Here is a 14,560-nt window from a genome sequence, read left to right as displayed (position 1 = left end):
GGCAGTGGCGACCTTGGCAAGAATCAGAAAAACATCCGAGCAAGCTCTGCACCGGGCTCGTCGGCGCGCATGAACGCTTCGCCGACAAGGAAAGTATGCACCGACAGCTCGCGCATCCGCTCGACATCCGCGCGCGACAGGATGCCCGATTCGGTCACGACGATCCGGTCCTCGGGAATCGAATCGAGCATGCCGATCGTCGTTTGGAGCGACGTCTCGAACGTGCGCAGGTTGCGATTGTTGATGCCGATCAGCGGCGTTTTCAACGTGAGCGCTTCCTTGAGTTCGGCGCTGTCGTGCACTTCGACGAGCACCGCGAGGCCCAGCGAATGCGCGAGCGCTTCGAGATCCTGCATCTGCGAGGTTTCGAGCGCGGCGGCGATCAGAAGGATCGCATCGGCGCCCATCGCGCGGGCTTCGACGATCTGATACGGATCGACGATAAAGTCCTTGCGCAGCACCGGCACATCGCACGCGGCGCGCGCGTCTTCCAGATAGGCTGCGCTGCCTTGAAAGAACTGCACGTCGGTCAGCACCGACAAACATGCCGCGCCGTGCTTCGCGTACGAGCGCGCAATGTCGGCGGGCGCGAAATGCTCGCGCAGCACACCTTTCGACGGGCTCGCCTTCTTGACCTCGGCGATGACCGCGGCCTTGCCGGCCGCGTGCTTCGCACGCAGTGCGCCGACGAAGTCGCGCTTGTCGCGCGCCGAAGCTTCGAGGCGCAGTGCTTCGAGCGGCGCGCTTTGTTGCGCTGCTCGGACTTCCTCGCGCTTGACCGCGATGATGCGTTCCAGAATGTCGCTCATTGTTGATGATTCCGTTTCTGTGTCTGTCGAGTTATTTGACCGCTTGCGGCTTGAATTGCTGCGTGAAGCGCACCAGTTCGTCGACCTTCGCGCGCGCCCTGCCGCTCGCGATCGCTTCGCGCGCCAGCTGGATGCCGTCCGCGATCGATGCCGACACGTTTGCCGCGTAGAGTGCGGTGCCGGCGTTCAGCGTGACGATCTCGCGCGCGACCCCCAGCGTGTTGTCGAGCGCTTCGAGCAGCATCGTCTTCGATTCGGCCGCATCTTCCACCTTCAGTGTGCGGTTCGACACCATCTGCAAGCCGAAATCCTCGGGATGGATCTCGTACTCGTGCACTTCGCCGTCGCGCAGTTCGCCGACGAGCGTCGCCGCGCCGAGCGACACCTCGTCCATGCCGTCCTTGCCGTACACGACGAGCACGTGCTTGGCGCCGAGCCGCTGCATCACGCGGACCTGGATGCCGACGAGGTCCGGGTGGAACACGCCCATCAGCTGATTCGGCGCGCTTGCGGGATTCGTCAGCGGCCCAAGAATATTGAAGATCGTCCGCACGCCGAGTTCGCGGCGCACGGCGGCGATGTTCTTCATCGCGGGATGATGGTTCGGCGCGAACATGAAGCCCATTCCTGTCTCGGCGATAGACGCGGCCACCTGGTCCGGTTGCAGATCGATATTGACGCCGAGCGCTTCAAGCACATCCGCGCTGCCCGACTTGCTCGACACGCCCCGATTGCCGTGCTTCGCGACCCTCGCGCCGGCGGCCGCAGCGACGAACATCGTGGCCGTCGAGATGTTGAACGTATGCGAGCCATCGCCGCCCGTGCCGACGATGTCGACGAAATTCGAGTTGTCGGCCACCTCGACGTGATTCGCGAATTCGCGCATCACCGTTGCGGCCGCGGCGATTTCGCCGATCGTCTCTTTCTTCACGCGCAAGCCAGTGATGATCGCGGCTGCCATCACCGGCGACAGGTCGCCGCGCATGATGAGCCGCATCAAATGCAGCATTTCGTCGTGGAAGATTTCGCGGTGCTCGATCGTGCGCTGCAACGCTTCCTGCGGGGTGATGGTCATGATGTCGTCCCTCTTCACGCGCTGCGGTGCGCGCCGGCGGCTTTTGCGCTTCTTACGAAGTTCTCGAGCAGCGGGTGGCCGTGCTCGGACAGAATCGATTCCGGGTGGAACTGCACGCCTTCGATCGCGAATTCCTTGTGGCGCACGCCCATGATCTCGCCGTCGTCGGTCCACGCTGAGATTTCGAGGCAGTCCGGCAGCGACTCGCGCTCGATCGCGAGCGAGTGGTAACGCGTCACTTTGAAGTGCTTCGGCAGGTCGGCGAACACGCCCTTGCAGTCGGTTTCGATCTGGCTCACCTTGCCGTGCATGATCGTCTTCGCGCGCACGACGCGCCCGCCGAACGCCTCGCCGATCGCCTGATGGCCGAGGCACACGCCGAGAATCGGCTTTTTGCCCGCGAAGTGACGCAGGACGTCGAGCGTGATGCCGGCGTGCTGCGGATTGCTCGGTCCGGGCGACAGGCAGATGCGCTCGGGGTCGAGCTTCTCGATTTCATCGAGGGTGATTTCGTCGTTGCGATGGGTCCGGACGTCTTCGCCGAGTTCGCCGAAGTACTGGACCAGGTTATAGGTGAACGAATCGTAGTTATCGATCATCAGCAGCATGGTCTTGTCTCCGGTCAGAAGTCGCTATCGAGGCCGTCTTGCACTTGCTCGGCGGCGCGCAGCACGGCGCGTGCCTTGTTCTCGGTTTCTTGCCATTCGGATTCCGGCACCGAATCCGCGACAATTCCCGCCGCCGCCTGTACGTACAAATTGCCGTTGTGGATGAGGCCCGTGCGGATCGCGATCGCGAGATCCATCTCGCCGGTGAACGACAAGTACCCGACGGCGCCGCCGTAGAGTCCGCGCTTGACCGGCTCCAGTTCGTCGATCAGCTCCATCGCCCGCACTTTCGGCGCGCCGGAGAGCGTGCCGGCCGGGAACGTCGCGCGCAACACGTCGAAATTCGTCGTGCCCGGCTTCAGCTTGCCTTCGACCGAGCTCACGATGTGCTGCACATGCGAGTACTTTTCGATGACCATCCTGTCCGTGACGGCCACCGAGCCGATCTGCGCAATTCGGCCGACGTCGTTGCGCGCAAGGTCGATCAGCATCACGTGCTCGGCGATTTCCTTCGGATCGTTCAGGAGTTCCGTGGCCAGCTCGGCGTCGCGCTCCGGCGTGTTGCCGCGCGGGCGGGTGCCGGCGAGCGGACGGATCGTGACGATCCGGTCTTCGCCGCGCTTTTCCTGCCGCACGAGAATTTCCGGCGATGCGCCGACCACGTGAAATTCGCCGAAGTTGTAGTAGTACATGTACGGCGACGGGTTCAGCGAACGCAGCGCGCGGTACAGCGAAAGGGGATTGTCGCGATACGGCTTGATCAGACGCTGACCGACTTGTACCTGCATCAGTTCTCCGGCTGCGATGTATTCCTTCGCCTGACGGACCGCGGCGAGGTAATCGTCCTTCGCAAACTCACGGTAGATCTCGGTGCGCACGCTTGCCGACGTGACGGGCGGCTGTACTGTCGTGCGCAGACGCTGGCGCAGGTCGCGCAGACGCTGCTTCGCGCGCGCGTACGCCTCGGGCGTAGACGGGTCTGCATAGACGATCAGGTAGAGCTTGCCGGCGAGATTGTCGATGACGGCGACTTCCTCGGTCAGCAGCAACTGAATGTCGGGCAGGCCGAGATCGTCGGGCGGCGTGCTGTGCGCGAGCTTCCTTTCGATGTAACGCACGGCGTCATAGCCGAAATAGCCGGCGAGACCGCCGCAAAAACGCGGCAGCCCAGGACGCTGGGCGACTTTGAAGCGAGCCTGGAATTGCGCGATGAATTCGAGCGGATCGCCTTCGTGCCTCTCGACGACCTTGCCATCCGCGACCACTTCCGACACGCCCGCCTTCGCGCGGACGAGCGTACGCGCCGGCAAGCCAATGAACGAGTAGCGCCCGAAGCGCTCGCCGCCCACCACCGATTCGAGCAGGAACGAGTTGGCGCCGCCGCGTTCGGCCTGCGCGAGCTTCAGGTACAGCGAAAGCGGGGTTTCGAGATCGGCGAGCGCCTCGGCGATCATCGGAATGCGGTTATAGCCCTCGTTCGCGAGGGATTGGAATTCGAGTTCGGTCATGTTCCGATCCTGTTCGTAGGCAAGGCGGCTGGCGCCAGGCAAAGCATTGGCGCTGCGCGGCCGGTCGGGCATGTACGGCAAGAGGGTGCCAACCGGCGCGGAGTGCCTCGTGCAACGCGCGCATGGCGAACCGGCAACTGGCCGTGAATGCAGCATCCGCTTAGGATGCAGGCCTCGGTTCAAGCAATGCGGCAAAAGGAGCGCGAGCGCGCAGCGAAGTAAAAAACGGGCGCTGAAGACGAACTCCAGCGTACCTCAAGAGAGGTTAGCGCGACCAGCGACGCCAGGGCCAAGCTCCCCGGTCGATGCTGCTCAGACTCCGTTTTTTATTCAGAAACATGAAGATGGACGATGGTTGGGTCAGGGTAGGGCTGCTGCGCCACGGTTCGCGTTATAGGCCGAAATGGCGATTGCGGCATCGAACAGCGAGGCAACTATACCATCCGATTTTATCGTTTGTATAGCTTGCCCATGGTTGTAGCCATAAGGGACGGTGAGGGTCGCGAGGCCTGCTGCCCGGCCCGCGAGTGCGTCGTTCTCCGAATCGCCGATGGCAACGGCCTCCTGCGGCGCGACGCCCAGCGTCTCGCACGCGGTGAGCATCGGCAGCGGGTCCGGCTTCTTGCGCGGCAGGCTGTCGCCGCCGTAGACCACGGCAAAGTAGCCGATCAGCGCGTACTTTTCGAGCAACTCGACAGCAAACCGGCGCGGTTTGTTGGTGACGCACGCGAGCTTGAGGTTCGCGTCGCGCATCGCTCGCAGGCCGGCTTCGACATCGGGATACAGACGCGTGGCGAGGCCGTTGATCTTCGCGTACTCCACTTGATAAAGCGCAAGCGCTTCCTCGAAGCGGCACTGTGCTTCGTCGGCCGAAAAGCGCGGCGCGAGGACGCTGCGGATCAGATGTTCCGAGCCCTTGCCGACATAGCCGATCACTTCCTCGCGCGACGTTTCCGCTGCGTCGAGTTGCGCGAGCATGCCGTTCAGGCCTGCGGTGAAATCGTCTGCAGTATCGATCATCGTGCCGTCGAGATCGATCACGGCTGCTTTCAGTCGAGGCCCCGTGAAGCGAGGGGCGTCGAATGTCGGGGCCGCCTTCGTCATGTTCGGGCCGCCTTGACGGTAGCGAGGGCGCGGCGCATGTCGTCGATCACCGCGCGATAGTCCGGCTTGCCGAAGATCGCCGAGCCCGCGACGAACGTATCCGCGCCGGCGGCTGCGATTTCCGCGATGTTGTCTGCCTTCACGCCGCCGTCCACTTCCAGGTGGATCTCGCGGCCGGTGCGCTCGCGGTACGTGTCGATGCGCGCGCGCGCTTCGCGCAGCTTGTTCAGCGCCTCGGGGATGAACGATTGACCGCCGAAGCCCGGGTTCACCGACATGATCAGCACGAGGTCGACGCGGTCCATCACGTGATCGAGGTAGTTGAGCGGCGTGGCAGGATTGAACACGAGGCCGGCCTTGCAGCCGTGATCGCGGATCAGCGACAGCGTGCGGTCGATGTGATCGGAGCCTTCCGGATGGAAGCTGATCAGATTTGCGCCGGCCTTCGCGAAGTCCGGCACGATGCGGTCGACGGGACGCACCATCAGATGCACGTCGATCGGCACCTGCACGTGCGGACGGATCGCTTCGCAGACGAGCGGGCCGATCGTCAGGTTCGGCACGTAATGGTTGTCCATCACGTCGAAGTGGATCCAGTCGGCGCCGGCGGCGACGACGTTGCGGACTTCCTCGCCAAGCCGCGCGAAGTCGGCCGAAAGGATGCTGGGAGCGATGCGGAAATGCGTCATGGCGCTAAGTGGTTGGCGAAGTGGGGCCGAAAAACCGCTATTTTACCGTTTCGCGCAGGCAAAAGCGGGCGTGTTCGGTTGCGGGCGGGGGCCGCATCCATCAGAATGCCAAACCAGAGCGGTTTCGGGCCGGCAGGCGCAAGACTGTTGCCGCGCGGGTCCAGCAGGTTTCTATCAGAACGGAATTACGATGAGCCAGTATCAATTCAGCGTGTCGGCGCAGACGCGTTACTTGCCCGAGCAGTCGGACCCGGAGCGTCGTCAATACGCGTTCGCGTACACGTTGACGATCCGCAATACGGGTCAGGTGACCGCGCAATTGATCGCGCGTCACTGGATCATCACCGACAGCGAAAGTCAGGTTCAGGAAGTGAAGGGGCTCGGGGTCGTCGGCCACCAGCCGCTTTTGAAACCGGGCGAGCAATTCGAATACACGAGCTGGGCGGTGATTGCGACGCCCGTTGGCACGATGCGCGGAGAGTACTTCTGCGTGGCCGAAGACGGCGAGCGTTTCGAAGCACCGGTTCCGGAATTCGCGTTGCAAATGCCGCGCACGCTGCACTGAATCAGCGCGGGCCTGAGCCGCCCCGCGCATGCGACGCCGCCTGGCGGCGCGCTTATCGAAGCGGACGCTTGTTGCCCGGATTCTTCTTTCTGCCCGACGCCGTCCACACGACGATGAAGACCAACAGGGCCAACGCCAGAAAGGCTTCCAGCGCGAAGATGAGCATCGGGTATTCGTCGAGCAAATCAGACATGGCGGTTTCCATCAAGAACGAACATTCTAAGCGCTTCGGTCTTCGCGCAGCAGGCTGGGCCGCTGCGGTTTCCATTGCTGTGCTGGTCGCCGCGTGCGGTGGCGGTTCCATCGTACGGCCGGCTGTGTCACCGCCGACAGGCGCCGCGATCATCCCGGGCCAAATTGCCGCCGCGCGCCTGACACCGGTCGCGTGGCAACAGGTGCCGGGTTGGGAGGACGATACGCTGATCGGCGCGACGGCCGCGCTGCGCCAGAACTGCCTGCGGCTCGCGCAGCAATCGAACTGGCGGCGCGCGTGCGCCGCGGCCGTGCAACTGGACGATCTCGACTTCGCGAGTGCGCGCACCTTCTTTGAAACGTACTTCACGCCATTCCAGTTCGCCAACAGCGATGGCACGCTGGATGGCCTCGTGACCGGCTACTACGAACCGCTGTTGCGCGGTGCGCGCACGCGCCATGGTCCCTACCAGTACGCGCTGTATCACTGGCCGTCCGGGTACCGTGCCGGCGCGGCGTTGCCGGCGCGCGCGCAGCTCGAACGCTCGGGCTTGCTGGAGGGGAACGAACTGGTTTGGGTCGACGATCCGATCGAAGCGTTCTTTCTGCAGGTGCAGGGGTCGGGACGCATCGTGATGGAAGACGGCAGCGTAATGCGGGTCGGTTTCGGCGGGACGAACAACCAGCCGTACAAGTCGATTGGACGCTGGCTGCTCGACCGTCGCGAGTTGACGCCTGCACAGGCGACGATGCAAGGGATCAAAGCGTGGGCGCGCGCCAATCCGACTCGCGTCGATGCCTTGCTCGATACGAACCCGCGTTTTGTCTTTTTCAGGGAGATGCCGTCGACGGAGTCGACGCCGAGCGATGGCGCTGACGGACCGATCGGCGCATTGGGGGTGCCGCTGACGCCCGAGCGCTCGATTGCCGTCGACCCTTCCTCGATTCCGCTGGGCACGCCGGTCTTCCTGCAGACCACGCGGCCGATGACAAACTCGCCGATGAACCGCCTCGTGTTCGCTCAGGACACCGGCAGCGCGATCAAGGGCGGCGTGCGGGCCGACTACTTCTGGGGACTCGGCGACGACGCCGGCGATCTGGCTGGCAAGATGAAGCAGACCGGACGGATGTGGCTGTTGCTGCCGAATTCCTGATGAGCTCGCTTGCGGCGCGCGGCGGTTCCGCCCCGCGCCGGCCCCGACGTGTCTGCGCCCCGCGTCTCAAACACCGAGCTTGCGCTTGTCGATGACCCGCCTCGCCTTGCCTACCGACCGCTCGATCCCGTTCACCGGCATTACGTTGACGATCGCGGAGACCCCTATCAGCGCCTTGATGTCGTAGGCGAGCGCCTGCTTGGCGGCGTCAAGCGACGCGGCATCCGGCGCAGTTTCGGGGCAGGGTTCGACGTTGAGCGTCAGCACGTCGAGCGGCCCTTCCTTCGTCAGCACGATCTGATAGTGAGGCGCCAGCGCGTGCCGTTTCAGCAGGAGTTCCTCGATCTGAGTCGGGAAGACGTTCACGCCGCGCACGATCATCATGTCGTCGGAGCGGCCCGTGATCTTCTCCATACGGCGCATTGTGCGCGCCGTGCCGGGCAGGAGGCGCGTCAGGTCGCGCGTGCGATAGCGGACGATGGGGAGCGCCTCTTTCGTGAGCGACGTGAAGACGAGCTCGCCGAGCTCTCCATCAGGCAGCACCTCGCCGGTTTCCGGGTCGATGATTTCCGGATAGAAGTGGTCTTCCCAGATCGTCGGGCCATCCTTCGTTTCCACGCATTCCGAGGCCACGCCGGGACCCATCAGCTCGGACAATCCATAGATGTCGACCGCATCGATGCCCATGCGTTTTTCGATTGCGACGCGCATGTCGTTGGTCCAAGGCTCCGCGCCGAAGATGCCGATGCGCAGCGAGCAGTGCGCGGGGTCGATACCTTGGCGCTCCAGCTCGTCGGCGATCGACAACATATAGCTCGGCGTCACCATGATGATGTCGGGCTTGAAGTCCTGGATCAGCTGCACCTGCTTTTCCGTTTGGCCACCGCCGAACGGAATGACCGTCAGCCCAGCGCGTTCCGCGCCGTAGTGTGCGCCGAGACCGCCGGTGAAGAGACCGTAGCCGTAGCTCACGTGGACCTTGTCGCCGCGCCGTGCGCCTGCCGCGCGAATCGAGCGTGCGACGAGATTGGCCCACGTATCGATGTCGCGCGCCGTGTAGCCGACGACGGTCGGCTTGCCCGTCGTGCCCGACGACGCGTGAATGCGCGAGATCTGTTCTTGCGGCACGGCGAACATGCCGAACGGATAGTTATTGCGCAAGTCGCTTTTTGTCGTGAACGGGAAGCGCGCAAGATCGGCTAGCGACTTCAGATCGTCCGGATGGACGCCGGCGTCGTCGAACTTGCGCCGATAGACCGGCGAGTTTTCGTACGCGTGCTTGAGCGACCATTTCAGCCGATCGAGCTGGAGCGCTGCGAGCTCGTCGCGGCTGGCCTTTTCGATCGGCTCGAGCGGGAGCGGGGTAGTCATCGGGTGTCTCCTACATGTTTGCTATTGAGGTGCGAAGCACGACGGACGCATTGCGCTTCGCAAAAGCTTTGATTCAGGCGGACGAGCGCTGCCGTGAAGGAGCGTGGGCGGCTCCGAATCTGCATCAGCTATCGACCGCTATCACATGACCCTTGATGTGCGCGGACTTGCCGCGAAACATTGCGACGGTGTCGCCGGCACGGTTCGTCACGCGAATGTCGTAGATGCCGTTGCGCCCGCTCAACACCTGCTCGACGGCCTCGGCCGTCAGCACGTCGCCGCCGTGGACCGGCCGCAGGAATTCGATTGAACAACCCGAAGCTACGGTATTGAGGTTGTACGTGTTGCACGCGAATGCGAACGTGGAATCCGCAAGCGTGAACATGAGTCCGCCGTGGCAGATGTTGTGGCCGTTGAGGAAGTCCGGACGGACGGTCATGCGCATCCGGGCATAGCCGGGGCGCACTTCGAGCAGTTCGAAGCCGAGCGCACGGCTGCAGGCGTCAGAGTCGAACATTGTCTTCGCGGTGGCACGCGCCAGTTCGTCGGGGGCGAGGCTTTCGTGGGCTGGTTGGGAAGACATCTCAACGTCCTTCAAAGCGCGGCGCGCGTTTTTCGATAAAGGCGTGCACACCCTCGGCGTAGTCGAAGGATGCGCCGAGTTTGCGCTGCAAGTCGCGTTCGAGATCGAGTTGCTGATCGAGCGATTGCGTCACGCTGGCACGCATCGCCGTCTTGATGGCCGCAATGGCGCGCGTGGGCTGTTGCGCGAGCCGGGCGGCAAACTGTGCGGCGATGCTGGGCAGTTCGGCGTCGTCGACGACTTGCCAGATGAGGCCCCAGCTAAACGCTTGCTCTGCGCTCAGTTTGTCCCCGGTAATGGCGAGCCCCAGCGCGCGTGCCATGCCGATGCGTTGAGGCAGAAATGCTGTCCCTCCCGAGTCCGGCAGAAGGCCGATCTTGACGAACGCTTGAATGAAGCTGCTCGAGCGCGCGGCAAGCACCAGGTCGCACGCGAGCGCGAGATTGGCGCCCGCGCCAGCTGCCGTGCCGTTGACGGCGGCGATGATGGGCAGCGGCAACGCTTGCAGGCGGCGGATCAGCGGATTGAAGTACTGGTCGACCAAGTCGCCCGGATCCGTCATCGCGCCAGGCGTGAAATCGAGGTCCGCGAGATCCTGGCCGGCGCAGAAGCCGCGGCCCGCGCCGGTCAGCACGAGCGCGCGAACGTCGGCTTTTTCGACTTCGTCTAGCGCTGCACTCAATTCCCGGTGCATCGTTCGCGTGAAACTGTTGAGCTTGTCGGGGCGGTTCAGCGTGATCGTGGCGACGTGCGCTGACGCGCCGATGTCGACGCGGATCGTTTCATAGGGCATCAAATGTCTCCTGTCGACCAGAGTTAGCGCTTTAGCGCTTACTCTGGTCCCATGCAAAGCTCTCTGACTCTAAATATCGCGGCGCGCTCGGGCGCCGGCAGCTCGATCAAACGCGCTCGATAGCCAGCGCGATGCCTTGACCTACGCCGATGCACATCGTGCAAAGCGCGTAGCGCCCGTCGGTTCGTTCCAACTGGTGCAGCGCGGTCGTGATAAGCCGTGCGCCGGACGCGCCGAGCGGGTGCCCGAGCGCGATTGCGCCGCCATTTGGGTTCACGCGGGCATCGTCGTCGGCGACACCGAGCATGCGCAGCACCGCGAGCCCTTGCGCAGCGAATGCTTCATTGAGCTCGATCACGTCGAACTGGTCGAGCGACATGCCGAGCTGGCTCAGCAGCTTCTGCGTAGCCGGCGCAGGCCCGATCCCCATGATGCGCGGCTCGACGCCGGCCGTCGCCATGCCGATGATGCGGGCGCGGCGGCGCAGGCCGTACTGCTCGGCGGCCTCGGCATTGGCGAGCAGCAGCGCGCACGCGCCGTCATTGACGCCCGATGCGTTGCCTGCCGTGACCGTGCCGTCGGGACGCACAACACCCTTCAGCTTGCCAAGCGCTTCAAGCGACGTTTCGCGCGGATGCTCATCGAGCGCAACGCGAACCGGATCGCCTTTCTTTTGCGGAATTTCAACCTCGACGATTTCCTGCGCAAGCGTACCGTCCCGCTGCGCGCGAGCCGCTTTCTGCTGGCTGCGCATCGCGAACGCGTCCTGATCGGCGCGGCTGATCGAGAAATCGGCGGCGACGTTTTCTGCCGTCTGCGGCATCGAGTCGACGCCGTAGTCGCGCTTCATCAGTGCATTGATGAAGCGCCAGCCGATGGTTGTGTCATGAATTTCCGCCTGGCGCGAAAAAGCGCCCGTAGCTTTGCCCATGACGAACGGTGCACGCGTCATGCTTTCCACGCCGCCCGCAATCATCAAGCGGGCTTCGCCTGCTTTGATCGCACGCGCCGCGGTGCCGGCCGCGTCCATGCCGGAGCCGCACAGGCGGTTCAGCGTGGAGCCCGGCGCGGTGGTGGGCAGGCCAGCCAGCAGGGCGGCCATGCGTGCGACGTTGCGGTTATCTTCCCCAGCTTGATTGGCGCAACCGTAGATGACGTCGTCGAGCGCGCTCCAGTCGACATTGGGATTGCGTTCGATCAGCGCCTTGATGGGCACGGCAGCGAGATCGTCGGCGCGGACGTCTTTCAGGACGCCGCCGTAGCGGCCGAACGGGGTGCGAATCGCGTCGCAGATAAAGGCATCGGACATTTGAATTCCCTGCGAATGGCGCGCCCGCATGGAGGCAGGCGCTTCAACTCATATTAGTGACGAAGGCGGCGGCGTTCGATTCGGCCGAATGGTCTATGCCGTTTGGCCAGCTTCCGCGGGAGCGGACTTCGGTGCAACATGGACCCGGCTTTGCACGACGCGGAAGCGATTTGCCACAAAGGCAGCGTCGGCCAGCGCCGCGTTGGCGGCCGGATTGGCGCCGGTGCCGTGGAAATCGGAGAACGCAGCCGACTGATTGACGAATACGCCGCCCGTCAGGTTGATCGAAAGCGCTACGCCGCCGCGGATCGATGCCTCATGTGCGGCTTCGATCGTCGTGTCGTCGGTGCTGTAGACGGAGAACGTGAGCGCGCCATGTTCGGCGGCGATCGAGCCTGCGAGATCAAGGGACTGGGCGGTCGAATCGGTGGCAATCACGAACGAGATGGGGCCGAACCACTCGCCGGTGAATTTGCTCGTGTCCTTTGCGGCGTCGAGTTGCAGAACAAGCGGCGTGCGAACGCGCGCACCGGGAAACGCGGGGTGCGCGAGCGACTGGCTTTCCACGAGGACGCTGCCGAGCGAGCGCGCCTCGTCGATTCGGCGCGCGACACCTTCGTTCTGAATCGCGCCGAGCAATTCGACGGCACGGGCCGGGTCGGCAACAAGTTTTTGCGCGGCGCCCGCCAGCGCTTGCGCTACATCGTCGAAACTCAAGTGTCCGTCGGCGGTGCGGATTCCGTCGCGCGGCACGTAGATGTTTTGCGGAGCGGTGCACATCTGGCCCGAATAAAGCGCCAGCGAGAAAGCTACGTTCCGGGCAACGGCTTTGATGTCGTCGACCGAGTCGATTACGATCTGATTGACGCCCGCCTTTTCTGTGAACACCTGGGCCTGGTGGGCGTTTCGTTCGAGCCAGGTGCCGTTTTGCGTGCTGCCGGTGAAGTCGATGAGCTTGATGTCGGGGCGCAGCGCGAGATTTTGCACGAGGGCACCGTCGTTCGGCTCCGTTGCCAGCAGCGTGACGACATTCGGGTCGAACCCGGCCTCGCGCAACACGTCGCGCGCGATACGAACGGTAATGGCGAGCGGCAGGATTGCGCCGGGATGGGGTTTGACGATGACCGCGTTACCCGTTGCCAAGTCGGCAAAGAGGCCTGGATAGCCGTTCCAAGTGGGAAACGTGCAACAGCCAAGCACCAGCCCGAGACCACGCGGGGCGATCGTGTAGCGCTTTTGCATCGCGAGTGGCGGGTTTTTGCCTTGCGGCTTCTCCCAGTGGGCCTCCGCGGGAATGCGTCGCAGCTCGTCCCACGCATAGGCGATCGCTTCGAGCGCGCGGTCCTGCGCGTGCGGGCCGCCTGCCTGGAAGGCCATCATGAATGCTTGGCCGGTCGTGTGCATCACGCTATAGGCAAGCTCGAAACTGGCGCGGTTCAAGCGGGTCAGAATCTCGAGGCTCACGCCAACCCATGCCTTCGGGCCTGCAGCGCGCCAACTGCGCTGGGCTGTCTTTGCCGCGCCGATGAGGGCGTCGACATCGGACTTCGGGTAGCGGACCCTCAGTGCGAAGCCATAGGGCGACTGCTCGGCGCCGACGGTCTCACCGTTGGTCGGCTGGTCGAGGTCGAACGTGTGATTGAGGTGCGCCTTGAATACAGCCTCGCCGTCGGCGTTGCCGGTTTCCCCGTACACTTTGGGACTCGGCATTTCTGCAAACGGGCTCCAATAGCCGCGCGATTCGATGGCGGCGAGGGCGTTGTTCAGCGTATCTTCGTGCTTCGTGAATAGAGCATGTGTCATGGCGGAGGAGGGGATGGCTGAGCGATTGGGGAATCTTGCCGATTAATTGACCGACCGGTTGGTCGAGGAATGGTAGCATCATTCAAACGCACGCGGGAAGGGTTTTCGCGTTTCTTTGATCGATAAGGAGGATGCATGGCGTACGAGAATATTCTGGTCGAGACTCGAGGGCGGGTCGGATTGGTGACGCTGAATCGCCCGAAGGCGCTCAATGCGCTCAACGACGCGCTGATGGACGAGTTGGGCGCCGCTCTCAAAGCATTCGATTCCGATGACAACATCGGCGCAATTGTGCTCACCGGCAGCGAAAAGGCGTTCGCGGCGGGCGCCGACATCGGGATGATGGCGACCTATTCCTATATGGATGTCTACAAGGGCGACTACATCACCCGCAACTGGGAAACGGTGCGTTCGATCCGAAAGCCAATCATTGCGGCGGTCGCGGGTTTCGCGCTCGGCGGTGGCTGCGAGCTGGCGATGATGTGCGACATCATCATTGCGGCGGAGACGGCCAAATTCGGTCAGCCGGAGATTAAGCTCGGCATCATGCCTGGAGCCGGCGGCACACAGCGATTGCCGCGCGCGGTTTCCAAGGCGAAGGCGATGGACATGTGCCTGACCGCGCGCTTCATGGATGCATCCGAGGCCGAGCGGGCCGGGTTGGTGTCACGTGTGGTTCCGGCTGCGTCGGTAATCGAAGAGGCGGTGGCGGCAGCCGCGACGATCGCTGAGTTTCCGTTGCCTGCGGTCATGATGGTGAAAGAGTCCGTCAACCGCGCATACGAGACGACACTTGCAGAGGGCGTTCATTTCGAGCGGCGCCTTTTCCATTCGCTCTTTGCAACCGAGGATCAGAAGGAGGGAATGGCGGCGTTCGTCGAAAAGCGCAAACCCGTGTTCAAGCACAGGTAGGGTCGCCTGCAAAATACCGCTTGCCAGGACGCGAGGGGGTGGCTAGAATTTCGGTCTTTCGCGCTTCGGAGTGGGGCGCGAGGGA

At 63.5% G+C, this 14,560-nt stretch carries 15 protein-coding genes; 3 read left to right on the top strand and 12 right to left on the bottom strand.

Annotated features, from left to right (window positions below):
- Positions 1-23: 23 nt before the first annotated feature.
- The 6 genes from trpC to rpe all read right to left on the bottom strand — a co-directional run bounded on the left by trpC (position 24) and on the right by rpe (position 5,793).
- Positions 24-809, bottom strand: a complete 786-nt coding sequence (gene trpC, locus J3489_RS27175; protein WP_207003469.1) for an indole-3-glycerol phosphate synthase TrpC — start codon at positions 807-809, stop codon at positions 24-26.
- Between the two features lie 31 nt (positions 810-840).
- Entirely contained in the window at positions 841-1,884 is a 1,044-nt protein-coding gene (trpD, locus tag J3489_RS27170; RefSeq protein WP_207003467.1) for an anthranilate phosphoribosyltransferase, read from the bottom strand.
- A 14-nt stretch (positions 1,885-1,898) separates the two neighbouring features.
- Entirely contained in the window at positions 1,899-2,492 is a 594-nt protein-coding gene (locus tag J3489_RS27165; RefSeq protein WP_207003465.1) for an aminodeoxychorismate/anthranilate synthase component II, read from the bottom strand.
- 14 nt (positions 2,493-2,506) lie between these two features.
- A complete protein-coding gene (trpE, locus tag J3489_RS27160; protein WP_207003463.1) occupies positions 2,507-4,000 on the bottom strand; it encodes an anthranilate synthase component I in 1,494 nt (497 codons plus the stop codon).
- A 360-nt stretch (positions 4,001-4,360) separates the two neighbouring features.
- A complete protein-coding gene (gph, locus tag J3489_RS27155) occupies positions 4,361-5,104 on the bottom strand; it encodes a phosphoglycolate phosphatase (RefSeq protein WP_207003461.1) in 744 nt (247 codons plus the stop codon).
- Entirely contained in the window at positions 5,101-5,793 is a 693-nt protein-coding gene (gene rpe, locus J3489_RS27150; RefSeq protein WP_207003457.1) for a ribulose-phosphate 3-epimerase, read from the bottom strand. Before rpe ends, gph begins: the two co-directional genes overlap by 4 nt.
- A gap of 190 nt (positions 5,794-5,983) precedes the next feature.
- Here rpe and apaG point away from each other — a divergent pair, with 190 nt between their 5' ends.
- Entirely contained in the window at positions 5,984-6,358 is a 375-nt protein-coding gene (gene apaG, locus J3489_RS27145) for a Co2+/Mg2+ efflux facilitator ApaG/CorD (protein WP_207003454.1), read from the top strand.
- Positions 6,359-6,410: 52 nt separating this feature from the next.
- Here apaG and J3489_RS39125 read toward each other — a convergent pair whose 3' ends face one another.
- Positions 6,411-6,551, bottom strand: coding sequence for a hypothetical protein (locus J3489_RS39125; RefSeq protein ID WP_508617101.1), 141 nt, complete (start codon positions 6,549-6,551; stop codon positions 6,411-6,413).
- On the opposite strand from J3489_RS39125, the gene mltA reads away from it, so the two are divergent.
- Positions 6,550-7,704 carry a murein transglycosylase A gene (gene mltA / locus J3489_RS27140; RefSeq protein ID WP_508617100.1) on the top strand — a complete coding sequence of 385 codons (1,155 nt, stop codon included), beginning with the start codon at positions 6,550-6,552 and terminating at the stop codon, positions 7,702-7,704. The two genes, J3489_RS39125 and mltA, sit on opposite strands and share 2 nt — an antisense overlap.
- Positions 7,705-7,770: 66 nt before the next feature.
- Here mltA and paaK read toward each other — a convergent pair whose 3' ends face one another.
- The 5 genes from paaK to paaN form a co-directional block, all read right to left on the bottom strand.
- Positions 7,771-9,075 (bottom strand): phenylacetate--CoA ligase PaaK, encoded by a 1,305-nt coding sequence (gene paaK, locus J3489_RS27135; protein ID WP_207003452.1) that lies wholly within the window; start codon positions 9,073-9,075, stop codon positions 7,771-7,773.
- Between the two features lie 124 nt (positions 9,076-9,199).
- Positions 9,200-9,658 carry a hydroxyphenylacetyl-CoA thioesterase PaaI gene (gene paaI / locus J3489_RS27130; protein ID WP_207003450.1) on the bottom strand — a complete coding sequence of 153 codons (459 nt, stop codon included), beginning with the start codon at positions 9,656-9,658 and terminating at the stop codon, positions 9,200-9,202.
- 1 nt (position 9,659) lies between these two features.
- Complete coding sequence (gene paaG / locus J3489_RS27125; protein WP_207003448.1) at positions 9,660-10,451, bottom strand: 2-(1,2-epoxy-1,2-dihydrophenyl)acetyl-CoA isomerase PaaG; 792 nt, start codon at positions 10,449-10,451, stop codon at positions 9,660-9,662.
- 106 nt (positions 10,452-10,557) lie between these two features.
- Positions 10,558-11,760: a 3-oxoadipyl-CoA thiolase gene (pcaF, locus tag J3489_RS27120; RefSeq protein WP_207003446.1), complete on the bottom strand. Its 1,203-nt coding sequence runs from the start codon at positions 11,758-11,760 to the stop codon at positions 10,558-10,560.
- 93 nt (positions 11,761-11,853) lie between these two features.
- Complete coding sequence (paaN, locus tag J3489_RS27115) at positions 11,854-13,563, bottom strand: phenylacetic acid degradation protein PaaN (RefSeq protein WP_207003444.1); 1,710 nt, start codon at positions 13,561-13,563, stop codon at positions 11,854-11,856.
- 135 nt (positions 13,564-13,698) lie between these two features.
- Here paaN and J3489_RS27110 point away from each other — a divergent pair, with 135 nt between their 5' ends.
- Positions 13,699-14,475, top strand: a complete 777-nt coding sequence (locus J3489_RS27110) for an enoyl-CoA hydratase (protein ID WP_207003441.1) — start codon at positions 13,699-13,701, stop codon at positions 14,473-14,475.
- Positions 14,476-14,560 lie beyond the last annotated feature (85 nt).

The sequence above is a fragment of the Trinickia mobilis genome (assembly GCF_017315705.1).
Lineage (GTDB): Bacteria > Pseudomonadota > Gammaproteobacteria > Burkholderiales > Burkholderiaceae > Trinickia_A > Trinickia_A mobilis.
The sequence above is the reverse complement of the archived record's forward strand: the minus strand, read 5'-3'. Positions and strand labels throughout refer to the sequence as shown.